We start from the raw sequence: 22744 nt of genomic DNA on the forward strand, positions 1-22744 counted from the left end.
CTCTATTCCAATTTTATATTAAGAAATCATATAACTGATAAAACATGCAATTGCAGTCGCTACTGAAAATCGAGTTACAATTTTCACTTCACTCCAGCCCATCATTTCATAATGATGATGGATGGGTGCCATTTTAAATACACGCTTCTTTGTCTTTTTATAAACGCCAACTTGAATCATTACAGAAAGGGTTTCAATAAAATATATCAAACCAAATATCGGAATAAATAATGGCATTTTTAATAATACCGCCATCGCTCCTACGTATCCGCCTAAGGCAAGTGATCCAGTATCGCCCATAAAAACTTTTGCTGGATACCAATTGTATTTTAGGTATCCAATTAAACCACCAAGCATTGCAGATGCCAATAATACGACCACCCACTCGTCTTTAATAACACCCATCGCGATGAAAAACACAGAAACAACTGCAGTAACTGTTGAAGCAAGTCCATCTAAGCCATCCGTTAAGTTTACTGCATTATCGGTCGCTAAAAACATAACGAATATTAAGGGTAAATAAAACATTCCAAGAGAGACATAGGTGCGAAGTAGCGGGATATAGGTTTCAGTTCCCCACATCAAAGAGTAGGCTGCAAATGCAATTGATAAAATACTTTGAAGTGCAAATTTATGTTTCGCTCTTAGGCCTAAATTATGTTTCTTCACGACTTTTAAATAGTCATCTAAAAAGCCTACTGAACCGAAACCTAATATTGCAAGCGCTACAAATGCTACCTTCTCTAGCTCAAATGTAAGTGTCAATGCTACAGGTATTAGAAAAGCTATTATAAATATTAGACCACCAATCGTTGGCGTTCCACCCTTTTGAAGATGTGACTGTGGACCTTCTTCTCTAATGGCTTGGCCAAACTTCATGGCATGTAATCTAGGAATTACAATCGGTCCAAGTGCTAAACTTGCAATCAAACTCAAAACAAAAAACATAACAGCATTTAAAGTCATATTATCAAATAAATTCATGTTTACTCCTGTTTATAGCCATTCAGGCTAGTTAAATATTTTATTAAATGGCATAGATTTATATTTACTCATGTCTTATAGATTAATTTCAAATTAAGGATTAACCTCATCAACAGAAATAATTACCATGCTATCTGAATCCACCTTTGTTCCAGCGATCGGATATTGATTGGTTACTGGAAGTGAATGATCTTCGACACCAATAGGCGATATAGAGTAGGCAAGGCCAAGTGCGTCGATCTTTGCTTCAGCCGCTTCTAAGGTCAACCCTATAAGATTTGGAATTTCAATGTTTTGTTTTACTTCAACATCCGGAACGATATTTTTATATCTCAGGATGTCTTGTAAAATGTCCTTTACTACTGGTGCAGCTACTAAACTGCCTAAGAACATATCCTTTGGTTCGTCTACGACGACGAGTACCACATACTGAGGATCATCAATTGGCGCAATCCCAACAAACGAAAGCGTTACCACATCTGCAACATAGCCATTTTCAGTAAACTTTTCGCTGGTTCCTGATTTACCACCTACACGAATTCCCTCGATATAGGCCTTTTTACCACCACCGCTTTGAACTGCCTTTTCAAGTAATATGCGCATATTATCAGAGGTTTCTTCAGATATAACGCGTCTGATAACCTTTGGTTCAAAGGTTTCAACGACACTACCATCGGCGTTTTCTATTGACTTCACTATCATCGGTTCAAGAAGATTTCCACCATTTACGACTGCAGAAATACTTCTTATTAATTGTAGCATGGTAATATTGATGCCGTGACCGTAAGACATAGTTGCTAACTCAACAGGACCAATATTGGATTCAGGTTGATAGATTGAACCACCTTCAGCAGGTAAACTGATATCAGTCTTATCAAATAAACCGTATTTCTCAAGATACGCATACATAGTGCTTAACCCAATTTTTTGACCAATCTCTATGAACGCTGGGTTACAGGAATTTACAAATGCTTGGGTCAATGTTTGTAGCCCGTGACCCACTGGATAACTCACGCATTTTAACAAAGTACCATTTACGAGCTTCGAACCCGTACAATAAAACGTCGTATTGAAATCAATCAATTTTTCTTCTAGTGCGATAGATGCAATTATCGCCTTAAAAGTAGATCCAGGTTCGTAAGTATCACTAATGATTTTATTGCGCCAAATACTGTTCCAATAGTTGTTTTTCTCTTCATCAGTCATTGAATTCCAAGTTGCATCGTCTATGCTATCGTCTGGTTTTCTAGGATCATTCAAGTTGAAATCCGGCTTTGAGGCCATGGCAATAATCTCTCCAGTATTTGGATCCATTACGATTGCAGAGACCGATTTGGCATTGTGTGTTTCCATTGCTGCTTCTATACGGTCTTCAACAAAGAACTGAATGCTGTCATCCAGCGTCAGTCGAACCGTTTTTCCATCCACAGGAGCGTCAAGATTGTCTTCACCATATGCAAGCTGACGACCATAAACATCTGTTGTCACATGAAACAATCCCGGTTCTCCTTTAAGGATACTATTAAAAGCCAACTCAAGCCCTGTAAAGCCGTCGCCGTCTGCATAAACATTTCCAATAACATGCGAAGCAAGTGAGCTATATGGATAAAGCCTCTGTGTATCCTCCGTGATAGAGATACCTCGAATTCCTTTTCCCTTTAAGAGTTCTTCTTCACTTTTAGATATATTACTTACAACTTTAACAAAAGTCGTTTGAGCACCAACGAGTTTATCGATAATCGGAGTTGCATCCATCTCAAGTGTGTCTGCTATCAGTTGAGCAGTTTCAGTAGGTTTAGTAATAATCGACTTCTGGGCCCAAACTGAATAAGTTTTCACGCTAAAGGCTAACTTATCACCATTTCTATCCACTATATTGCCTCTGACAGCAGGGATAACAATGTTTTTATTCTGCTGTGCTTTAGCCATTTCCGTCAGTTCATCACTCCAATACACCTGTATATAAATCAGACGACCAATTAGAGCTAACATTAAGATACTGACGATAAAAAATAAGAAAAAAACCCGCCTTCTAAAGGTTCCCATTTATTGCCTCCATTTAATCGCTAATACTATTATAGCGTAATCAACTAATTAATCAATTTGAACTATTTCTAGAAATTCTTACATTTTATCTATTAATAAATGAAAGAGCCCTAGACTATGGCTAATAGCTAAGACTAGGGCTCATTACTTCTTATTATGATCAAGGATTAAACAGCATGCCTAGAATTTCTTCAAAGAATGGCTTTTGTTCCGTCACGATAACTGGTTCAACTAAAATCTCACCGCTTTCATCCTTGAGTGTAAAATATTGGCTGCCATCAATGTATACCATTTGCTCAGCCGATGGATAAACCATGTTGAGTTCTTCCATTGCAATTTTCTCAATGTTTTTAAGTTCGGTTTGATTTTCAATATCTGCATTCAATTCTTCAATTTGAGCATTTAGTGATTTAATCTCTGCTTTGAGATTGAAAATATCATATTTCGCTTCATTCACCAATGAACTCTTATAGATATAAGTCGACATCAACGTAGCGATAAAGACCACTATCGCAATTGTACTAAGCATGGTTAAGAAGTTATGCTTTGCTTTCTTTTTCGCATTTTCTTTCTCCAAACGCTTTTTACGAATGCTGACGATCTTCGCATTTTGTGTTGAGTTGAATTGTTCATATTCGTGATCATACATTTCAACCATTGCCGACATCTGTTACCCCCGCACATTGTCTTATTTTTTCTCTACGACTCTTAATTTTGCACTTCTTGCTCTAGGATTGCCTTCTATTTCTTCATCAGAAGGTAAAATTGGTTTTCTAGAAATCAATTTTACTTTTGGTTTTCCCCCACAAACACACACTGGAAATTCAGGTGGGCATGTACAACCTTGAGCAAGTCTTCTAAATGCATTTTTTACAATTCTATCTTCTAAAGAATGGAAAGTGATTATCGCTATTCTTCCACCCTTATTCATTCTCTCTACTGCCTGTTCTATAGTTTGTTCTATTATTTTAAGCTCGTTGTTAACCTCGATGCGAATCGCTTGGAAAGTTCTTTTAGCAGGATGTGGTCCATCCTTTCTCGCACCAGCTGGTATCGCTTTCTTGATGACTTCAACGAGTTCAAATGTAGTCTCTATAGGCTTTTCACTTCTCTCAGCGACGATAAACTTTGCAATTCTATTCGCCCAGTTTTCTTCGCCATACTCAGAAATGATTTGAGTTAATTGTGCTTCACTGTAGGTGTTTACGATCTCATAGGCTGTGAATGTATCCGATTGATTCATCCTCATATCGAGTTTGCCATCGTTCATGTAAGAGAAGCCTCTTTCTGCCTCATCTAACTGATAACTGGAAACACCCAAATCTAACAGCAGACCATCAATCTTTTCAACACCCAGTTCATCTAAGACATATGTCAATTTAGAAAAATTACTATGGAAAGGAACAAATCGATCTTCAAAGATTTTAAGACGTCCTGAAGCAGCATTAAGTGCATCTGTGTCCTGATCAATTCCGATTAGCTTGCCACTATCTAGGAGTTGTAAAATTTTAAAAGAATGTCCGCCTCCACCTAAGGTGCCATCTACATAGATGCCATTTGGTTTTACATTTAAAGCTTCGATACATTCTCCAAGCAATACACTAACATGATTAAAACTCATAAAAACTCCTTTAGAATCGTATTCCTAGCGCTTCCATATCTTCGGCTAAATCGTCCATGTTCGCCGTCATGAAGTCATTGTAAGATTCCCAAGTTGCCGCATCCCAAATTTCTATTCGGGAGCCAGCGCCGTTAACATATACCTCTTTATCAATATTTGCATGTGCTCTAAGTGTTTGTGGTACAAGAATTCTACCTTGTTTATCTAACTCGCACTCAGTTGCACCAGCAAAGAACGACCTTGCAAATGCTCTTGCATTTTTGTTCGAAAGTGGTAGTTGTTTTAGCTTTTCTTCGAAAATTTGCCACTCTTCGAGTGAAAAGACGAACAAACAATGGTCAAGACCTTTCGTTATGTAGAAGCTATCGCCCAGCTTCTCACGAAACTTTGATGGGATGCTTAATCTATTTTTTGCGTCGACTGAGTGTTTAAATTCTCCAGTAAACATATTCGCTCCATCAATTGACATTATTTTTTAGAAATTCATGGTCTTTCTACCCACTTTGTGACACTTTCTACCACTAATTAATCTAATTTTAAACTTTTTTAATAAAAATAGCAATAAAAAAAAGCGACTTTTTTTGATAAAAGTCGCTTTTTTCAACATTTTAGTGCCTCAGTCCTACTGTTTATTTTCCTCTTGTATTTCATCATTTTGAGAAACACTATTTGTAGTAGTTTTTGAAGACTCAGTCTCTATTTTCCACCAGCCTTTTTTTCTTGCTACCGCTATAAATATGACGCCACACACGATAAATACGAGGCTGATTAACTGCGCCATACGAATTGGCCCCAACATTAAGCTATCTGTTCTAAGGCCTTCAACGAAAAATCTACCGATTGAATATAAAATCAGATACTTAGCAAAATGCTCACCATAGAATTTTCTCTTTTTAAATGTAAATACCAGTACGGCAAACACAAGAAGGTTCCAGATGGATTCATATAAAAAGGTCGGATGTACTTTCACACCATCCACCATAATGCCCCATGGTAAATCTGTCGGTCCTCCATGTGCTTCCTGGTTTACAAAGTTTCCCCAGCGTCCTATGGCTTGACCTAATATCAATGGCATTGCAACCATGTCCGCCAAATCAGGAAAGTTGAGTTTTTTTACTTTACATACGATATAACCACCTAATAAACCACCGATTATACCACCGTGAATCGCTAACCCACCTTCTCTAAAAGCGAGTATATGACTTGGATTTTGAGCGTAATAATCCCATTCAAATACCACATAATAAAGTCTAGCAAACACAATCGCCATCGGCAAAATCACAAGTACAAGGTCCAACATATCATCTTCCTTGTATCCGTATCTTTTTCCAACCTTCATTAAAATTAAAGAACCAATCAACATAGCACTCGCAATAATAATACCGTACCACGCGATGCCTATACCGAAAATTTCAAATGCGTAACGATCCATAATATCTCCTTGTTTGTCGTATAATGTCTTTTACTAAAGCTTATTCAAGTAGCCTATCGTATAATTGTCCAGATCCATAAAATCATTTATTAATGAAATTGCACATTCAGTGGTTACCAACTGATAAGCTTCTAGTTGAGCAAAGATGTCCACTTGTCGCATCACTGAATGTGTAAAATTATTTGCTATCGACTGTAATGAGTTAAATGAAACGATAGAACGCCCATGCATTTTTCTCTTAAGTCTAGTAAAGCCTTCTTCATCAAAAGTATCTTTCTTTAATCGTCTTAGTTCATTAAAAATCTCATCTTTTAAACAAATGACGTCTTCACTTTCATTACTAATTGCAAAATAAGCGAATCCGTTGCCAATCTGAATATCAAAATCAAAATACTCAGTAACCACACCTAAATCATACATGCGTTTAAAAAAGCTACTACTTCTTCCGAAGTACTGATCCATAATCAATCTAAGTGCAGCCAATTTAACTTCTCTATCCTTCTCAAAGAATTTAGGATCACCTTTAAATCCCACTGTAACAGATGGTCTTGTAACATCCTTTTTCACTTCTACTTCATGACTTACCACTTTATAAGGCTCTTCAGGCACAAAGATTTCTGGTTTAAAGGTACGAGATTTAAACTCCTCTGTCAATGCACTTTCGATAATAGGCAAAACTGCCTCCATCTCTATATCGCCGTACAAAAACACCTTCATGTTTTTAGGTGAATAAAAATGCTTATAGCAAGAAAGGATAATTTCAGGCGTAATCTGCATAATCGATTCTACACTGCCTGCAATTTCATCCTTAACAGGATGATTGTGATAGAAGGCGTTAAAGAAGGTATTATAGAGTTCCCAAGTTGGCTCATCCATGTACATTCTTATTTCCTGCTCAATAATGGATTTTTCCTTCGCAACCGATTTTTCACTAATATCCGTCTTTTGCACCATCTCAAGCAAATTCTTTAAACAAATATCGAAATTATCTATGGTTTCAAAATAATAGACCGTCGATTCAGAGCTTGTATAGGCATTGACATTTGCGCCCAACTTCTCAAACTTCTCGAAAGTACTCTTATCTTGATCTTCAAAGATTTGATGTTCTAGAAAATGTGCCGCACCATGTGGTATGTTATAAGTCTTACCATCTAAAACATAATCATTGTACATACCGCCATACTGTGTTGCAAAAAAAGCGTATTTCTTTGCGAAGTCTTGCTTGCGAAACAAGAATACCTCCAAGCCACAATCTAGCTTCGTATTTAAAACCTCGTCACCCATATATTCAAAACGACTAATTTCCATCTTCTGCCTCCCCTACAAGTCTTGCGATTGTGTCTAACTGAATGCCTTTGAACGCTTCAATAACTGACTCTCTAGAGACAAGCATAGCTTCTTCTATTCTTTTTTCAATATCAAAATCACCCGTCGTTTGTAAAATACCGTAATAATAGTTAATAAACGAATTTGGATAATCAGAAATTGAACGCAGATTAGAAATCAGCGTCGTTCTTGCCGTTTCAAACTCTACATCTGAAAAATTGCCATTTTTAATATCATTAACCTCATTCATAATTAACGCTTCTGCTTCATCGAATCGATTCATATCTATACCTGCATAAATCATCAAAAGAGATTTGAATTTCTCTACGCGTGAGTAGATAGAATAGCACATGCCTGCTTTCTCTCTTATATTTCTAAAGAGTTTTGAGCTGCCACCGCCACCTAACATGATGTTCCCAATCATAAGCGACTGATAAAGCGGTGAATCAAAAGACAGATTCGTTCTTAATCCCAAACAGAGTTTTCCCTGAGTAATATTGTGCTTTTCAACAACTGTTTTAACCGATTCAGGGTTGAAATAGATTTCTTCCCTTGGTACAACAGTCACTTCTCTTCTATTAAACTTAAGATTATTTTTAATTAATTCCGCCATCGGTTCAATTTCAAAGTCACCAATAACACAGATATCGATTTCAGAGGTTGCCACAATTTTTTCAAGATGCGCTGTTAAATCGGCTGCAGTAATTTTCTTTACATCCTCTACATAACCAAACTCATGAATTTTAAAAGGTTCTTCACTACACATATTTTCTACGCACGTGGTGATTACCCATTCATCTTTATGATCTCTTCTCGCTTGAATTTCCGCGATGAGCGCATCTTTTTCAAGGGCGATAATTTCTTCATCAAAAGCACCGTTGATCAATTTTGGACGCGTCAAAAAATCGCCAATCAGTTGAAGGGCAGATTGATAAAGGTCATCCGAATTAACATACTTTTCACTTGGTGTTTGCATTTTAATCTGAAGCATCTGTCTTTCGCCATACTTGTGCACATCTGTTACGATCACACTTCCGTACATCATATCAAGCTCTTTGCTAATTTCTTGCGTATCGTTAAACTTATATGTTGCTTGATCGATGACTCTCGACAACATCGCATTTAAAGATACCTCTTCCCGAACTAAAGGGCGTTTCATGTAAATCCCAAAGAGCACAGTTTTAAATTTGTTCGACTTCACAAGGTGTAATTCAACGCCTGGATATAGCGTCAAATCTTGTATCTGATTAATCATAAGTCACATCCTATTCTTTGATTCATATATGGAATTTTTATTTTCGGCGTCATAAAGACATTATAGCTTATTTACATCTTATTGTTAATACGCTATAATATTTTGATGTGATTGAAATACGGAATTAACAAATGATATAAAGGATGGGTTAATATGAAATTAGGTATAGTAGGTTTACCAAACGTTGGAAAAAGCACGTTGTTCAACGCAATTACAAAAGCAGGTGCTGAAAGTGCAAATTATCCATTTTGTACCATCGAACCAAACGTTGGTGTCGTATCGGTACCGGATAAAAGATTAGATGTCCTAAGAGATATGTACGATTCTAAAAAAATCGTTCATACAGCTATAGAATTTTATGATATTGCAGGTCTTGTAAGAGGCGCATCTAAAGGCGAAGGTCTCGGCAACCAATTCTTAAGCCATATTAGAGAAGTTGCTGCTATCGTACACGTTGTTAGATGTTTTGAAGATGAAAACGTCATTCACGTTGAAGGTAAAATCGGACCATTAAGCGATATCGAAACCATTAATTTAGAACTGATTCTTTCTGACGCAGAAATCTTAGAAAGAAGAATAGCTAAAACGACCAAACAAGCTAAAGGCGATAAAACTTTAGGTGCAGAGCTTGAAATGCTAAATAAAGTAAAAGCAGTATTAGATGAAGGTTTATCAGTAAGAACAATGGATTTAACTGACGATGAAAAAGAATTTGTAAAGTCACTTAATCTTTTATCCTTCAAACCGATTATCTACTGTGCAAACGTTTCTGAAGAGGACGTTGTCGGTGGCGTTGAAAACGATCACGTGAAGGCAGTACGTGCATTCGCTGAAACAGAAAATGCTGAAGTAGTTGTCATTTGCGGAAAAGTTGAACAAGAAGTCGCTGAACTTGACGATGAAGATCGCGCTGCATTCTTAGAAGAGTTAGGACTCAAAGAATCTGGTCTTGATCAGTTAATCCGTTCAAGCTATCACCTACTCGACCTAATCAGCTTCTTAACTGCAGGCCCACAAGAAGTTCGTGCATGGGACATCCGCAGAGGCACAAAAGCACCACAAGCAGGTGGTAAAATCCACTCTGATATCGAAAGAGGCTTTATCCGTGCTGAGACGATTGCTTTTGAAGATTTAAGAGCTTACGGATCAATGGCATCAGCTAAAGAATCCGGCAAGGTAAGACTTGAAGGAAAAGAATACGTGATCAATGATGGCGATGTGATTTTGTTTAGATTCAACGTGTAAATAATCCGTAATAACATAATCAAACTCACCATAAAACAATAAGATAATAAAGCCCAGAGTAAACACTCTGGGCTTTTAGTTTAATTCTCATATTTGCCATTTATATTTCAATATCAAACTCATCTATTATATAAGAAAAATTAAAAGTAATCTTTTTATTTGAAATCATAAAAATAGGATTTCTCTACCCTATTCTCTGAAACAAATCTTACCCCTTCTCTTTTTAAAAGCAGAATCTGCTCCATTTCACCAGAACCACTAAGCGCTATTTCACCCTTAACATTGACGATTCTATGCCAAGGTAGGCCTTCCTTTTTCGATAAAGTATGAAGGACCCTCACCACTAATCTTGCACCCCTTGGATGTCCTGCTGCTGCAGCCACAGCGCCGTAGCTTGCGACCTTGCCACTTGGAACCCTTCTTATGGCTGCAAGAATATCTATTGTAAGTTGACTGTATTCTGTTTCCATTCAGACCTCCAACTGTCACACGTTATCGCTTGATTATCTGATGCGCTTAGCTTCAATTGATGATTAATCTTGACTTATATCAACTTCCACCGACTTGAATAGGCTCAGGAACTTCGACCTCGACAATGCTATGATACACCACTGCACAAACGACGATAACACCGCCAACTAGCGCCAAGATCCCCGGTTTTTCTCCAGTACCAAAGAACACCCAAAGTGGATTTAATAATGGCTCTAAAACTGGAATCAAAATGCCTTCTAGTACAGAAACATGTTCAATTCCCTTAGTGAAAAAGATGTAAGAAAAGCCAAGCTGAAAAATACCTAAAAGTAAAATGCCAATCACATTCGTTCCTGTAAAGCTTAATCCGCCATAAAATGGGATACCTGCAACAAACATCATTGCATTTCCCCAAATAACGATTTCTATTGGTTTACGATTTTGTATTCTCTTGAGACTGATGATCATCAGTGCCATAGAGATCCCAGATAAAACCGCTAAGATATTCCCTAAAATGCCACCGCCATCGATGTCGCCGATAAAAAATAAAATCATACCAACAAATACGATTGCAACGGTTGTATAGTCTTTCTTGCCAAACTTTTCCTTAAGAAAGATACCGCCGATAACCAACGCCCATATCGGTGAGGTAAACTGAAGTAAGATTGCATTGGCTGAAGTCGTTAGCTTATTTGCAGAAACAAATAGCATAACCAAGATCATATAATTAAACGCTGCAAGCCATACAAACTTGTCTGGCTTTTTAGGAAAACGTTTATATACGATTCTGAAAAACAATAGCATTACCAATGCTGAAATGCCACTTCTCATCCCTGAAATTGCCAGCGGATGCCACGATACCATCTTAATCAAAAGACCGCCTGTACTCCATAAAAGAGACGCGGTAACCACAAATAAAATCGCCACAATTCGCTGGTTTTTTAGCATACGACTACTCTCCTGTATGATCCCTGAAATTATTGTTGATACGTTTAAGCAAGCTAAGGAACAATTCTCTCTCTTCGTTTGAAAGTCCTTCGTAAGCAGTTGCAATTACTTTTTTAGAGATATTTCTGTATTTTTGTTCTATCGATCGGCCTCTTTCAGTTAGTCCAATCAGCGAGACCCGCTTGTCATCTGGGTTGATCTTCTTTTCTATATAGCCTTGACTTAACAAGTGATTGATTAAAACCGTTACCGTAGACTTATCCTTACCTATCTTTTCAGCAATCACTTTCATCGTCACAGGTGTTTTAGATTCATATAGAACCGTTAGAATACTCCCATGTGAGGGTATTATATCCGATAGTCCTTCTTTTTTAAGTGCTTCCTCGATGAAGCGATGCATATTTTGTCTGGTTTTACTAATAAAATAAACGATAAATTGTTCTTTCATTTCTTCTACCATTACCTTTCTAGACTCATTATAATCAATACGCACTAGACTGGCAATGAAAATAAATCAACGATTAAATTAGTTTGACATAAAACTAATTTGGTTTTATAATCACCCATATACAGGAGGTAATATTATGAAATTTAAAGCATTAAGAATTTATTTAGATCCAGAGCTAAGTCGTTCTGTAGAAACCATTGATGAAACCTATTTGCCTGATAACGAAGTTTTGATCGAAGTCCATTACTCATCACTTAATTATAAAGATGCCCTTTCTGCTAGCGGCAATAAAGGCGTTTCAAAAAATTACCCGCACACCCCTGGCATTGATGCAGCTGGCATCGTCGTTGAAAGTAAAAATCCAAAATGGCAAGCAGGAGATCGTGTCATCGTCACTGGCTACGATCTAGGGATGAATACTTTTGGTGGCTTTTCTGAATATATTAAAGTACCAAGTGAATGGATTGTTAAATGTCCAGAGAACCTAGAGCTTCGTGATGCAATGTGCTATGGAACTGCTGGATTTACTGCAGCACTCTCTGTAGAGCAAATCGTCTCCAACGTCTCTCCAGATGCTGGAGAAATACTAGTTACAGGTGCAACGGGCGGTGTAGGCAGTGTCGCTATCGCTATTTTGTCAAAGTTAGGCTATAAAGTAGTTGGTGCTTCTGGCAAACCTCAATACGTAGGCTTTTTAAAAGGGATTGGTGCTGAGAGAATGATTTTAAGAGATGAAATTGACGATCACTCTGGCAAACCGCTCCTTAGATCAAGCTGGGCGGGAGTCATCGATACCGTAGGCGGTAACATTCTAGCAACCGCACTAAAATCAACCGGTTATAAAGGTCATGTGACCTGTTGTGGCAATGTTGCCAACCATGAATTTACAACCTCTGTATATCCGTTTATATTAAAGGGCATCACCCTTCATGGTATCGACTCCGTTATGTGCGATGCTGAGAAAAGAGAGAAAATTTGGGGATTAATTTCAAATGAATGGTACATCGAAGGATTTTCAAATGCTGTTTTAGAAATTGGACTCGACGATACATTAGAGCAAATAGAATTGATATTAACAGGAAAGCACTTAGGTAGAACCATCGTCAATCCTAGAAAATAATAAAAAGCCCTTCTAAGCTTGTTTTAAGACAAACTGAGAAGGGCTTTATAATTATTTTAAGAACTTGCACCTGCGGCTGCACCAGCACTTGCTGCAGTTGTTGCCGCAATAATGGCTGCCGTTTGTGCGGCTATTAAAGCATCAATAGAGATACTAATCGCGAGCTTTGTTGCTTCTGATTTTAAAGTTTCATCAATCCATTGACTTGAAACTAATGAAGAAGCAAGCATAACATTCATGCCTTTACCTAACCATTTGAACTTTTTAAGGGTAGACAGATACTTCGCAAGTTCAATCCAGTCATTTACGATAGATTCATCCTCGAAATAGATCAGAGCAATAATCCCCAAGGTTGCATAATAGGTTGTCGGTATATTTAACTTGGCTTCTTTTAGCTGCCACTTCATATTAAAACAAATCTCAACCAACTCATCTATACTTCTATTTGATAGTGCCAATATATGAGAAAGTCTTTGAAGTTCATTTCCTTTATAAAAACCTTTTATATTGAGTTTTTGGTATGCTTCTTCTATACGTTCTAATTCAACCTCTGATGCAGCCAAAAGCACACTCATCGAGTAATCGTCGCCACTCGTTAAAAATGGATGATTTGACTTCATTTGCTTATAAATCAACTGCGCTTTTTGAGCAAGAAGATTAGGCGATTGATCTTTTGAAGTCTTATATAAAGCATAGCTTGCTAGCGGTAGATACATGCCTGACTTAAAGCCATTATCTTTTAAAGCAGTTTCACAGCTTCTGATTTGATGGAATACGCCTTCTGTAGAATCGCTTTCCATATGCATCAATCCTGCGAGCATAAATCGATTTGAACTTCTAAAATTCGAGAAAATTCCCGTCTCTTTATTGATCATATCTAATGTTAATTTAAAAGTATCTTTACTGTATCGTTTATCATGCTCTGTATATAAGAGTGCAACGAAATGTTTGGTTAAATTGTGCTCCCACATAAAATCCTTTTCGATGGTTTTATATAGTTCTAGCATTTGATCTGCTTTGTATTTAAGTTCTGATCTCATATAATCCTCCAATCTACTAATCAGAGCATAACAACCCAACCTTCTATTTTTCTAAAAGAATTATTAAAAAAGTATTATTTCATCTATTTTAACGCTCTTATTTTACTTTTATCGATATCACTCAGCGTTGCACAGCCCGTCATTAACATAACGTTTTCAAGCTCAGACTGTAAAAGATCTACATAAGTCTTAACCCCTTCACGATCGCCGCCATAAACTGCTGTTACAAATGGTCTCGCTATTAAAACCGCATCCGCACCTAAAGCGATCGCTTTAAATACGTCCGTGCCTGAACGAACACCACCGTCTATAAAGATTTTCATTTTCCCTTTTACTGCGTTTGCAATTTCAGGTAAAACATCTAGACTTGCAGGTGTCTCGTCGAGTACACGACCGCCATGATTGGAAACGATAATGCCGTAAGCACCAGCATCTAGCGCTGCAAGAGCCCCCTTCACAGTCATAATACCTTTAACAATAAAAGGTTTATCTGTCGCATCCACAATCGCTTTAAGGGTTTCTGAAGTCATAGGAAATACCGGCTTGCCTTGAGCACCTAGGATTGACAACCCTGCTGCATCAACATCCATTGCAATGGCAACTGCATTTGCAGCTTCAGCAATTCTGATTTTTTCAATCACTTCATCTTTTCGCCACGGTTTGATCGTTGGGATACCAAATCCATCTTGCGCTTTTATAGCAACAGCAGTCCCCTCAAAAACCTCAGATTTTACGCCATCTCCTGTGAATGCAATCGTACCGGCTTGTTTGCAACCCTCTATAAGTGCTGTCGAATAACTTAGATCATCATACAAATCACTATAGTGCATTTGAACGGCACCAACAGGTGCTGCAAATACAGGTAGCTTGAAGGTTTTACCAAAAAAAGAACACTCTGTCGTAGGCTTAGTTACGCCATGAAGCGTATCCATTTCAACGCCATATTTTCTAAATGCATTATAATTTCTAATAAAACCGATACCACTACCTTTACCTCCCGGTCCAGGAATGACACCTTTACATACTATACCGTTGCAGTTTGGACAAACCTTACAATGTGGTCCAATCGTTTCCTTCGCTTTTTTTACGATTTCTTGATAAGTCATTGCATACCCCTCTATTTCTTTATTCTTACTACATTATAAGCAAATCTGCCATCTATGGCAACCTTGTTAAACTTCTATAATCTAGTGGACGAATCACGCAGTTCAAGGTAAAATAGGTTTAGCTAAAAGCATACAAAATACTATTATGGAGTTACTCATGAAAAAAAGCAGAATTGTATTATCTATCGCACTTATTTTAATCGTTTGCCTTGGTGCGTTTTACATTTATAAAATCAATGTATTCGAATCTTCTAACCTAAAATCTGTTGATATTCGTACTGGTAATTTTGATACACCAAGCGTCTATGAACCCGATACAAAGAGCACAACTTTACTCTTTAACAGCATTACAAGTCTCGATGAAACTGAGCTCCTAACCACCGATCTCGATATTAGAATGAAGTTTCAAATGATCTTATTGAACAGCTGGAATTTAGCGAGAACTTATCATGTTTATTTTGATGAATCAGATGAAGTCTTCATAACCATAGATAATAGTAAGACCGTTTATCGCGTAACTGATCCCGCCTTTTTCTATGGCTATGAAGGATTTGACGCGCTTTATACGGCACAATTGCCACCAGAATTATCTTTGACTCTCAATCAGTCTGAACTTTCTTTTGATCAAAATAAAATCAATTGGAAATATAAAAAACTGAATGACGAATGGTATACCTATTCTGTAGATGAAAAAAGCGTTCAAGTTGAAGGCGCTGATATACCAACCATCACATCTAGTGATGATCTACTTGGAGTCAATTTGCCGAAACTACCTACAGAAGCACAACTTCGTATCTTAGATACGACAGATAACAGCTTGGCTTTTGAAGGCATCGTCAATGTGAGACAGCTTCCTTTCCCAGAATACGATGGTGAGTTTAAGTATGAATTAAAGCTGGGTTGGGAAAATTCAGCTCAAGGATTTAGTGGTGATACGGCACTTTCTTTTATTGTTAACATCGATCTTCCTGACGTATTTACAGTTTCTAAGGAAATCGTCAAGCAAGGTGATTTATTAGTTGTTACGGCATATCATGTTAATGATATCGAGAAGATACAAGTGAATCAAAATTTAATGGAAAACTTCACTTGGTTTAAAACTGGTCATACCTATAGAGGTTACTTTCCAACAAACTACTACACAAACTTGATGAACTATACTTTAACCTTCACTGATACAGAATCAGGCGATATTGTCGCTGTTGATATCGAAGTCGTTGGTCGAGATTTTAAAGTTCAAAATTTGACGGTTGATACAAATGTTGAATCAAGTACACGAAATGATGAAGCTTATGCTGAATACCGTAATGTATTTAATCCTTCTAGAGATAATAGTGCTCCAGAAAGATACTACTCAGAATCCTTTGTGCTGCCAGTCAATGGAAGATTAAATACTGAGTTTGGTGAAACTAGAAACGTCAATGGTTCTCCTACGACGTATCGTCACGGCGGTATAGATATTGGTGCACCAAGAGGTAGTGATGTCGTCGCTACCAATACTGGCAAGGTTGTACTCGCACAGCTTTTGATTTTAACAGGCAACACAGTAATCATAGATCACGGCGAAGGCTTGTTCAGTATATACGAGCATTTGGATTCTCTTTCTGTTAATCAAGGTGATATCGTTGAAAGAAGTCAAGTTGTTGGTCAAGTTGGCTCAACTGGCTTTTCTACTGGACCACATTTACACTTTTCTATGTCCTTCTATAGAACTGATTTAGAGCCTGGTTACTTCTTATATGGTGAACCTCTTACAAAAGAAAACTATACAACGATTATGAAATAAAATAAAAAAAGGATCAATTACACTTCTCATTAAGAGAAAGTAATTGATCCTTTTTATTTTAAACATATGGTTTTATCGCTTCTAGAATTTGATTTTTCACTTCTTCCTTAACATTACCATTCTCATCTATTGCAGAATCATTTAAATCAAATCTCACCTTTGGACAAAGGTTAAAATTTTCAAACCAAAGCTCATAATTGCGTCTTAAATCTTCCATATAGTCTCTTGGAATTAGATCCCCTTCAGTTGATCTTGCTCTTCTGTTGATGCGTTCCATGGCCGTATCCACTGAAACATCGATGTATACTAAAACTTGAGGCGGTTTGATATGCGCAAGCATATTGTGAAGCAAATCTCTATAGATGGTAAACTCATCTTTGGTCATTTGCCCTCTTTCGTGAATCGTCTTGGCAAAAATCTCATCACCATAAATAGAACGATCCAGAATCGCGTAATTGCCTTCACTTTCAATTCTCTTCAAATCTTTAAAACGATCATTTAAAAACATAACTTGTATAATAGCACTCCATCTCGTCTGATCAGCATAGAAGAGATCTAGCATTCTTTGTGCCAGTGAATCCTTCCCATCATCCTTTAACTCCTCATATAATGGGATGTTCAAACACTCACTTAAAAAAGTTCCAACTGTACTTTTACCAGCACCTATTATGCCATCTATTACTATAGCCATGTTTCTACTTGCTCCTTTATCATAATAATTTTCAACGTCTGTACAGGTATATGCTATTGCCATTGTCTCTCCTACTATTTTCTTATGATTGTTCCGCCACCTATTAATAATTCACCATTATAGAAGACAACTGCTTGACCAGGTGTGACTGCTCTTTGTGGCTCATCAAAAACGACTTCTACAAGCTCACCATGTCTCGTAATTGTACATGATGCTGGCTTTGCACTGTATCTGATCTTTGCTTCACATTTGAAAGGTGCATCTATATCCTCAAATGGGATAAAATTAATATCTTTAGCCCAGAGTGTCGCTTTAAATACTGCATCCCCTTCGCCTAAAACTACTTTGTTAAAATCAGGATCGATGTCTACAACATACATCGGCTTACCAAAGGTTAAACCAAGTCCTTTTCTCTGACCCACCGTATAATTGACAATTCCTTGATGTTTGCCAAGTGAGTTCCCCTCAGTATCGACAAAATCACCTGGAACGATATCAAAATCGCCATTTCTCTTAAGAAAACCAACATAGTCTTGATCTGGTACAAAACAGATTTCTTGACTGTCTGATTTTCTAGACATTTGAACATCAAACTGCGCTGCGATGGCTCTAACGTCTTCTTTTGAGTTAAACTCAGATAGTGGCATAAGAATATGTTTTAACTGCTCTTGCGTAAGGTTGTAGAGTGCATAGGTTTGATCTTTTGCAACCGCGCTTGCTTTTTCTACGATATATCGATCAAGGCTTTCATCATAACTGATCTTAGCATAATGACCTGTCGCCACATAATACGCGCCTAATTGATGTGCCTTTTCTAAAAGCGCTTCAAACTTCACGTACTTATTACAAGCGATACACGGATTTGGGGTTTCACCATTTTGATATGCATCGATAAAATAATCGACAACGGTTTCTTTAAATACCCCTTTAAAATCTAATGCATAAAAAGGTATGCCAATCTGCTCACATACACGTCTTGCGTCTTCTACAGATGACAAACTACAACAGCCACCATCATTTAAAAGATGTGCATCTTCCAAAAAATCATCCTGCCATAGTCTCATATTTACGCCAATTACTTCATAGCCCATTTGTTTGAGTTGATAAGCTGCAACCGTACTATCTACACCACCACTCATACCAACAACGACTCTATTTTTATTTAACATTTATCTATCCTTTCAACATTGCCTGTGTTTGTTCAATTACATAATCGATGTCTGATTCTGTGGTCAGATCACCAATTGAAAACCGAATGCACTTTTTTGCATCATTTTCACTTAATCCTATCGCTTTAACAACATGTGATGCATTTAATGCGCCAGAGCTACATGCAGAACCACTTGAAATCGCTATACCTTTAAAATCGTAATTAATAACCAAGCTATCGCCATCCATCATTGGAAAGTAAACATTTACAATGCCTGGATGAGAACAATCTAATCTTGGCTCGCCCAACACTTTTAAGCCTAAATCCAAAGCTTCAAGTCCATCGATTAATTTTTCTTTTAATGCTTTTCTGTGAGCCCTACTCGCACTTAAATTAACTGTTGAAAGCTCAAGTGCTTTCTCAAATCCTTTTAGATACGGTAAATTAACGCATCCTGAGCTAAGTAAATCATCATACCAGTCTGCTTCCTTAACATATAATGCACCAATTCCCTTTGGCGCATAAATCTTATGAGCTGAAAAAGAAGCTGCATCCACGCCAAGTAGATTGAGATCGATCTCTGTACTCCCTAACGCCTGAACCGCATCTACATGAAATATAGTCTGTTTACCACTTAATTTCTCTGCGATCTGCTCTATGGGTTGTCGGGTTCCAATTTCATTATTGATCATCATGATACTAACTAACGCAGTATCTGGGGTATAAATCGCATCAAATGCTTCCAAATCTATAATGCCATTGCTTAACACTGGTACAAGATGCACTTCAAACCCTTCTGATGCCAAACGCTCTAAAGTTTTATAAACTGCAGCATGCTCAATTGTGGAAGAAATTATTTTATTGCTCACGCCTCTTGATCTTTGATAATAAGCGGCCTGCATGATAAAGTCGCAGTCGGAAGTCGTTCCACCGCCATTAAAAAAAACACGTCCTTTAGGCGCGTTCAAGACTTTTAGAAAATGTGATTCAGTTTGTTCTATTTGCGTTCGCTCCGGTACCTCATTAAAATAAGGTAGCATCGCTTCGACGACTTCACTTTTGACAGGAGTCGTCGCTGCATAATCCAAATATATCCGTTTCATTTGTTTCTCTTTCCTTTAAAAATTACAGCCTTAAAATACAATTTCTATTATAACATAAACCCCTATTTTTAGACAGAAAAAATGGATGCTGGCGATGCATCCATTTCTTTAGAGGTATTCAATAAAGTTTACGTTTTGGGGTACCTACTACTTTTAAGGGTAATAAGAAGTTAAGGTGTTACGAGTATAAGGAGTTTTTATTGATAATGATTATCAATTTCATGTACTTAATATACCATGCTTTTTTATATCTGTAAATACTTTTTTAAAAAAAATTTTTTTCTTTTTTAGATTATGTTACTATAGAATAAATATAAGTCGTATTTATATCTGGAGAATGCATGAACGAACTCATTTTGACGTTAAAAGCATATATTATATTGTCCTTTCAAGACTTAGTAAGAATCAAGTCTAATATTCAAAATAAATACGCACAACTGGATACAAAAGAGCGTGCAGAAATACTCTCTTTGGCAGTGCATACATTACTTGAAAAACACCTAGAAGGTGTAGATGAAACAAGTCGAGAACTTATTAAAATCAAGATTCTCTCAAACACTTTGGCGAATCATATTTATGATATTTCCAGACATGATATTTTTGAATCAATTTTACAGCTTGATATCGATGCATCTAAACGCATCGATTTGGCGGAAAGTTGGCTGCATGAATCTGTAAAAATTCCCGTTCCAAGATGGGCAATTGCAGATTACCTTATTGATCATTATCATTTTACATCTGACGAAGAGTCAACTGACCGCTTTGAAAATAGTTATGCGTCACCTCTCGAAAAGACTATGAATACGAATTATTCAGAGTTGGAGCTGAAATGGCATGAAAATATTAAGGAGAATATCAAATACAAGTTTAATTACGAAACATTAAACCGCTTTATTGCAAAACACATAGCCCTTTTATTTATTATCCTTCTTTTCACTGTATCGGGTACGATAATTGCCTTATTCCTCAATAGACCACAAGAGCTCGAAACACAGATTCAGATTACTGGTCAAATGGATTACCTAATTTATCATGGCATTTCCTCTTTAGGAGAAGTTTATCTGATTAGCGAATATGACGGCGTCAGTAAAATCCAAACGGATAGCAGTCAAAAACGCAAACTTTTAGAATTAAGTGTTTCAAGAACAGCACTTCCCTTTGGACTGATAACACAACGTCAGTTATTTCAGTACCAAAGAATTAACATATTTGAAGTTAAAAGCTATATCCAAAACTCAAGAAACGGGTTAATCGGTGAGCCTGAGTATTTTAACACCATCATGCGAAAGGCCTATCAAAATAACATTGACCCCCTACTACTTCTTGCAATTATCGGTCAAGAGCAATCCTTCATCCCAACTTCACACGATGCAAAAATGGCGATTATCAACAATCCATTTAACGTTTTTCATAGTTGGACCGAGTATAACACCTCACTTGAGGACAGTACCCAAATCGCTATTAATACAATTATCAATCGCTTGTCTAAAGCATCAAAACAAGTACAACCATTTGAATGGCTAAATCTAACTTATGCTGAAGATACCAATTGGTCCAACGGAGTTCGTTTAATCTATATTCATTTATCTGAACTAGGAAAACTCGAATCCACTGAATAATTTTAATATTATGGGGTATTATATCGACACGCGTTTGAATTAAAAGGAGTGTGATATTTATGCCTTATAGGGGAACGAATTCTAAGAGAAACGTCGTGCATGACAAAGCCCGCAGTACTATTAAAAGTAGTTCTCGAACCCACTACCTTCACGAAAGAAAAGAACATGATCATGAGTTAGAAAATGCTAGACAACAAATCGTTAAACTGCATAACGATGGCTATCGATTTTCTGAAAGAGAGGAAAGAAATCATTCGATTTACGTCACTTTTACAAGAGAGATGGATCATAAGTCTTGTGAAATGGAATTTAAATTCCCAGACAATTTTGACAGACTCAAAGAAGAGTTTGTTTCGGATAGGATGTAGTCATCTTATAGACGCATATTGAATCTAAAAAAAGGTTGCAAGTTATACTTGCAACCTTTTATATTTCTAATCCTCTTGATATAAACTATCAAATCCTATGCCCTCTCCCCATACAGCATTAACTGGAAGAACAGAGACAAACGCCTTTGGATCATTAATTGAAATAAAATCCCGAATTAAAATAGATTCACGCGGTGAACATAAAGTGATGAGTTTGACTCTCTCAAGATTCGTATATCCACCAACGATTTGATATTTTGAAATACCGCGTTTCATCGTTCTAAGAATATAATTTTCTATTTCTTGCTCTTTTTCACTTATAATTTCTAGCTTGACAACTTTAGACGAAAATCCGTATAAAACAACCTCAATGGCTTTCATAGCAACAACTTGAGTTAACAAACCATAAAGTGCAACTCTTGAGTCAAACACAAAAGCCGCTAAAAAGATAATGCCCATATCTAAAAAGGCTATAATCAAAGAAATACTCATAAATCTAAACATTTTAATATTGATGATTTTGGCAATTGTATCTGTTCCACCAGATGAAAATCCACCTTTCAGAATCAAACCTACAGCCCCACCAGCTAAAACCCCATAAAATACAGAACCTAAAAACAAGTCATTTTGAGTGATGTCAAAATTAAACTGACTAAAGACAATTAATACAACTGGAAACAATACTGAAAATACAACGATTTTACCCGCTTCTCGTTTACCGAGTGTCACTCGTGTAAGAACGAGTACGCCTAAGGAGAGCGCATAATACATAATTCTATAATCTATATTAAAAACTCTCTCAAGCACCAGCGAAAATCCTGTTATACCACCTGTAATCATACCGTTAGGTTTTAGTATAGAAGTGATTGCTATCGCTAATATAATTGAACCTAATATAACGTAAAATAAATCTGTTACTTTAATTTTTTTATCCTTTTTCATTTCTACCCTCTTATATTCTTAAGGCTGAAGCCTTGTATTTACT

The 22744-nt window shown here is 36.9% G+C and carries 22 protein-coding genes; 5 read left to right on the top strand and 17 right to left on the bottom strand.

Going from position 1 to position 22744, the window contains the following annotated elements:
- Positions 1-18: 18 nt before the first annotated feature.
- The 8 genes from mraY to yfmF all read right to left on the bottom strand — a co-directional run bounded on the left by mraY (position 19) and on the right by yfmF (position 8664).
- Positions 19-984, bottom strand: coding sequence for a phospho-N-acetylmuramoyl-pentapeptide-transferase (gene mraY / locus AC4PID_RS18490; protein WP_492133470.1), 966 nt, complete (start codon positions 982-984; stop codon positions 19-21).
- A gap of 93 nt (positions 985-1077) precedes the next feature.
- On the bottom strand, positions 1078-3030 hold the full coding sequence (locus tag AC4PID_RS18495) for a penicillin-binding transpeptidase domain-containing protein (protein ID WP_492133471.1): 1953 nt from the start codon (positions 3028-3030) through the stop codon (positions 1078-1080).
- 160 nt (positions 3031-3190) lie between these two features.
- Positions 3191-3679 (bottom strand): hypothetical protein, encoded by a 489-nt coding sequence (locus AC4PID_RS18500; protein WP_492133472.1) that lies wholly within the window; start codon positions 3677-3679, stop codon positions 3191-3193.
- A gap of 39 nt (positions 3680-3718) precedes the next feature.
- Positions 3719-4651 (bottom strand): 16S rRNA (cytosine(1402)-N(4))-methyltransferase RsmH, encoded by a 933-nt coding sequence (gene rsmH, locus AC4PID_RS18505; RefSeq protein WP_492133473.1) that lies wholly within the window; start codon positions 4649-4651, stop codon positions 3719-3721.
- A gap of 10 nt (positions 4652-4661) precedes the next feature.
- Positions 4662-5099 (bottom strand): division/cell wall cluster transcriptional repressor MraZ, encoded by a 438-nt coding sequence (gene mraZ, locus AC4PID_RS18510; protein WP_492133474.1) that lies wholly within the window; start codon positions 5097-5099, stop codon positions 4662-4664.
- Between the two features lie 174 nt (positions 5100-5273).
- A complete protein-coding gene (gene lgt / locus AC4PID_RS18515; RefSeq protein WP_492133475.1) occupies positions 5274-6083 on the bottom strand; it encodes a prolipoprotein diacylglyceryl transferase in 810 nt (269 codons plus the stop codon).
- 33 nt (positions 6084-6116) lie between these two features.
- Positions 6117-7391, bottom strand: coding sequence for an EF-P 5-aminopentanol modification-associated protein YfmH (gene yfmH / locus AC4PID_RS18520; RefSeq protein ID WP_492133476.1), 1275 nt, complete (start codon positions 7389-7391; stop codon positions 6117-6119).
- Entirely contained in the window at positions 7381-8664 is a 1284-nt protein-coding gene (gene yfmF, locus AC4PID_RS18525; RefSeq protein ID WP_492133477.1) for an EF-P 5-aminopentanol modification-associated protein YfmF, read from the bottom strand. The genes yfmH and yfmF overlap by 11 nt, the downstream gene beginning before the upstream one ends.
- Positions 8665-8817: 153 nt before the next feature.
- Here yfmF and ychF point away from each other — a divergent pair, with 153 nt between their 5' ends.
- Positions 8818-9909: a redox-regulated ATPase YchF gene (ychF, locus tag AC4PID_RS18530; RefSeq protein ID WP_492133478.1), complete on the top strand. Its 1092-nt coding sequence runs from the start codon at positions 8818-8820 to the stop codon at positions 9907-9909.
- Between the two features lie 155 nt (positions 9910-10064).
- Here the strand turns inward: ychF and AC4PID_RS18535 are convergent, their stop codons facing one another.
- The 3 genes from AC4PID_RS18535 to AC4PID_RS18545 all read right to left on the bottom strand — a co-directional run bounded on the left by AC4PID_RS18535 (position 10065) and on the right by AC4PID_RS18545 (position 11821).
- Positions 10065-10379: an MGMT family protein gene (locus tag AC4PID_RS18535; RefSeq protein ID WP_492133479.1), complete on the bottom strand. Its 315-nt coding sequence runs from the start codon at positions 10377-10379 to the stop codon at positions 10065-10067.
- A 79-nt stretch (positions 10380-10458) separates the two neighbouring features.
- Positions 10459-11328 (bottom strand): DMT family transporter, encoded by an 870-nt coding sequence (locus AC4PID_RS18540; RefSeq protein WP_492133480.1) that lies wholly within the window; start codon positions 11326-11328, stop codon positions 10459-10461.
- A 4-nt stretch (positions 11329-11332) separates the two neighbouring features.
- A complete protein-coding gene (locus AC4PID_RS18545; protein WP_492133481.1) occupies positions 11333-11821 on the bottom strand; it encodes a MarR family winged helix-turn-helix transcriptional regulator in 489 nt (162 codons plus the stop codon).
- 91 nt (positions 11822-11912) lie between these two features.
- On the opposite strand from AC4PID_RS18545, the gene AC4PID_RS18550 reads away from it, so the two are divergent.
- Positions 11913-12896: a YhdH/YhfP family quinone oxidoreductase gene (locus tag AC4PID_RS18550; RefSeq protein ID WP_492133482.1), complete on the top strand. Its 984-nt coding sequence runs from the start codon at positions 11913-11915 to the stop codon at positions 12894-12896.
- A gap of 56 nt (positions 12897-12952) precedes the next feature.
- Here AC4PID_RS18550 and AC4PID_RS18555 read toward each other — a convergent pair whose 3' ends face one another.
- Positions 12953-13936: a DUF4003 family protein gene (locus AC4PID_RS18555; protein ID WP_492133483.1), complete on the bottom strand. Its 984-nt coding sequence runs from the start codon at positions 13934-13936 to the stop codon at positions 12953-12955.
- 83 nt (positions 13937-14019) lie between these two features.
- Entirely contained in the window at positions 14020-15042 is a 1023-nt protein-coding gene (locus AC4PID_RS18560; protein ID WP_492133484.1) for an alpha-hydroxy-acid oxidizing protein, read from the bottom strand.
- Between the two features lie 157 nt (positions 15043-15199).
- Here AC4PID_RS18560 and AC4PID_RS18565 point away from each other — a divergent pair, with 157 nt between their 5' ends.
- On the top strand, positions 15200-16828 hold the full coding sequence (locus AC4PID_RS18565; RefSeq protein WP_492133485.1) for a M23 family metallopeptidase: 1629 nt from the start codon (positions 15200-15202) through the stop codon (positions 16826-16828).
- Positions 16829-16886: 58 nt separating this feature from the next.
- Here the strand turns inward: AC4PID_RS18565 and AC4PID_RS18570 are convergent, their stop codons facing one another.
- Genes AC4PID_RS18570 through AC4PID_RS18580 form a run of 3 tightly spaced genes read right to left on the bottom strand, consistent with a single transcriptional unit; the run spans position 16887 to position 19772 of the window.
- Complete coding sequence (locus tag AC4PID_RS18570) at positions 16887-17582, bottom strand: deoxynucleoside kinase (RefSeq protein ID WP_492133486.1); 696 nt, start codon at positions 17580-17582, stop codon at positions 16887-16889.
- A gap of 11 nt (positions 17583-17593) precedes the next feature.
- The gene (gene mnmA, locus AC4PID_RS18575; RefSeq protein ID WP_492133487.1) at positions 17594-18688 is read right to left on the bottom strand and encodes a tRNA 2-thiouridine(34) synthase MnmA; all 1095 of its coding nucleotides are present in this window, start codon (positions 18686-18688) and stop codon (positions 17594-17596) included.
- 4 nt (positions 18689-18692) lie between these two features.
- On the bottom strand, positions 18693-19772 hold the full coding sequence (locus AC4PID_RS18580; RefSeq protein ID WP_492133488.1) for a cysteine desulfurase family protein: 1080 nt from the start codon (positions 19770-19772) through the stop codon (positions 18693-18695).
- 341 nt (positions 19773-20113) lie between these two features.
- Between AC4PID_RS18580 and AC4PID_RS18585 the strand changes: the two genes are divergently transcribed.
- Both AC4PID_RS18585 and AC4PID_RS18590 read left to right on the top strand, forming a co-directional pair.
- Positions 20114-21391, top strand: coding sequence for a hypothetical protein (locus AC4PID_RS18585; RefSeq protein ID WP_492133489.1), 1278 nt, complete (start codon positions 20114-20116; stop codon positions 21389-21391).
- A 59-nt stretch (positions 21392-21450) separates the two neighbouring features.
- The gene (locus AC4PID_RS18590; RefSeq protein ID WP_492133490.1) at positions 21451-21759 is read left to right on the top strand and encodes a hypothetical protein; all 309 of its coding nucleotides are present in this window, start codon (positions 21451-21453) and stop codon (positions 21757-21759) included.
- A gap of 66 nt (positions 21760-21825) precedes the next feature.
- On the opposite strand, the gene AC4PID_RS18595 is transcribed toward AC4PID_RS18590, so the two are convergent.
- Positions 21826-22701: a YitT family protein gene (locus AC4PID_RS18595; RefSeq protein WP_492133491.1), complete on the bottom strand. Its 876-nt coding sequence runs from the start codon at positions 22699-22701 to the stop codon at positions 21826-21828.
- Positions 22702-22744: the final 43 nt, after the last annotated feature.

Source organism: Fusibacter sp. QWL-12 (assembly GCF_058683495.1).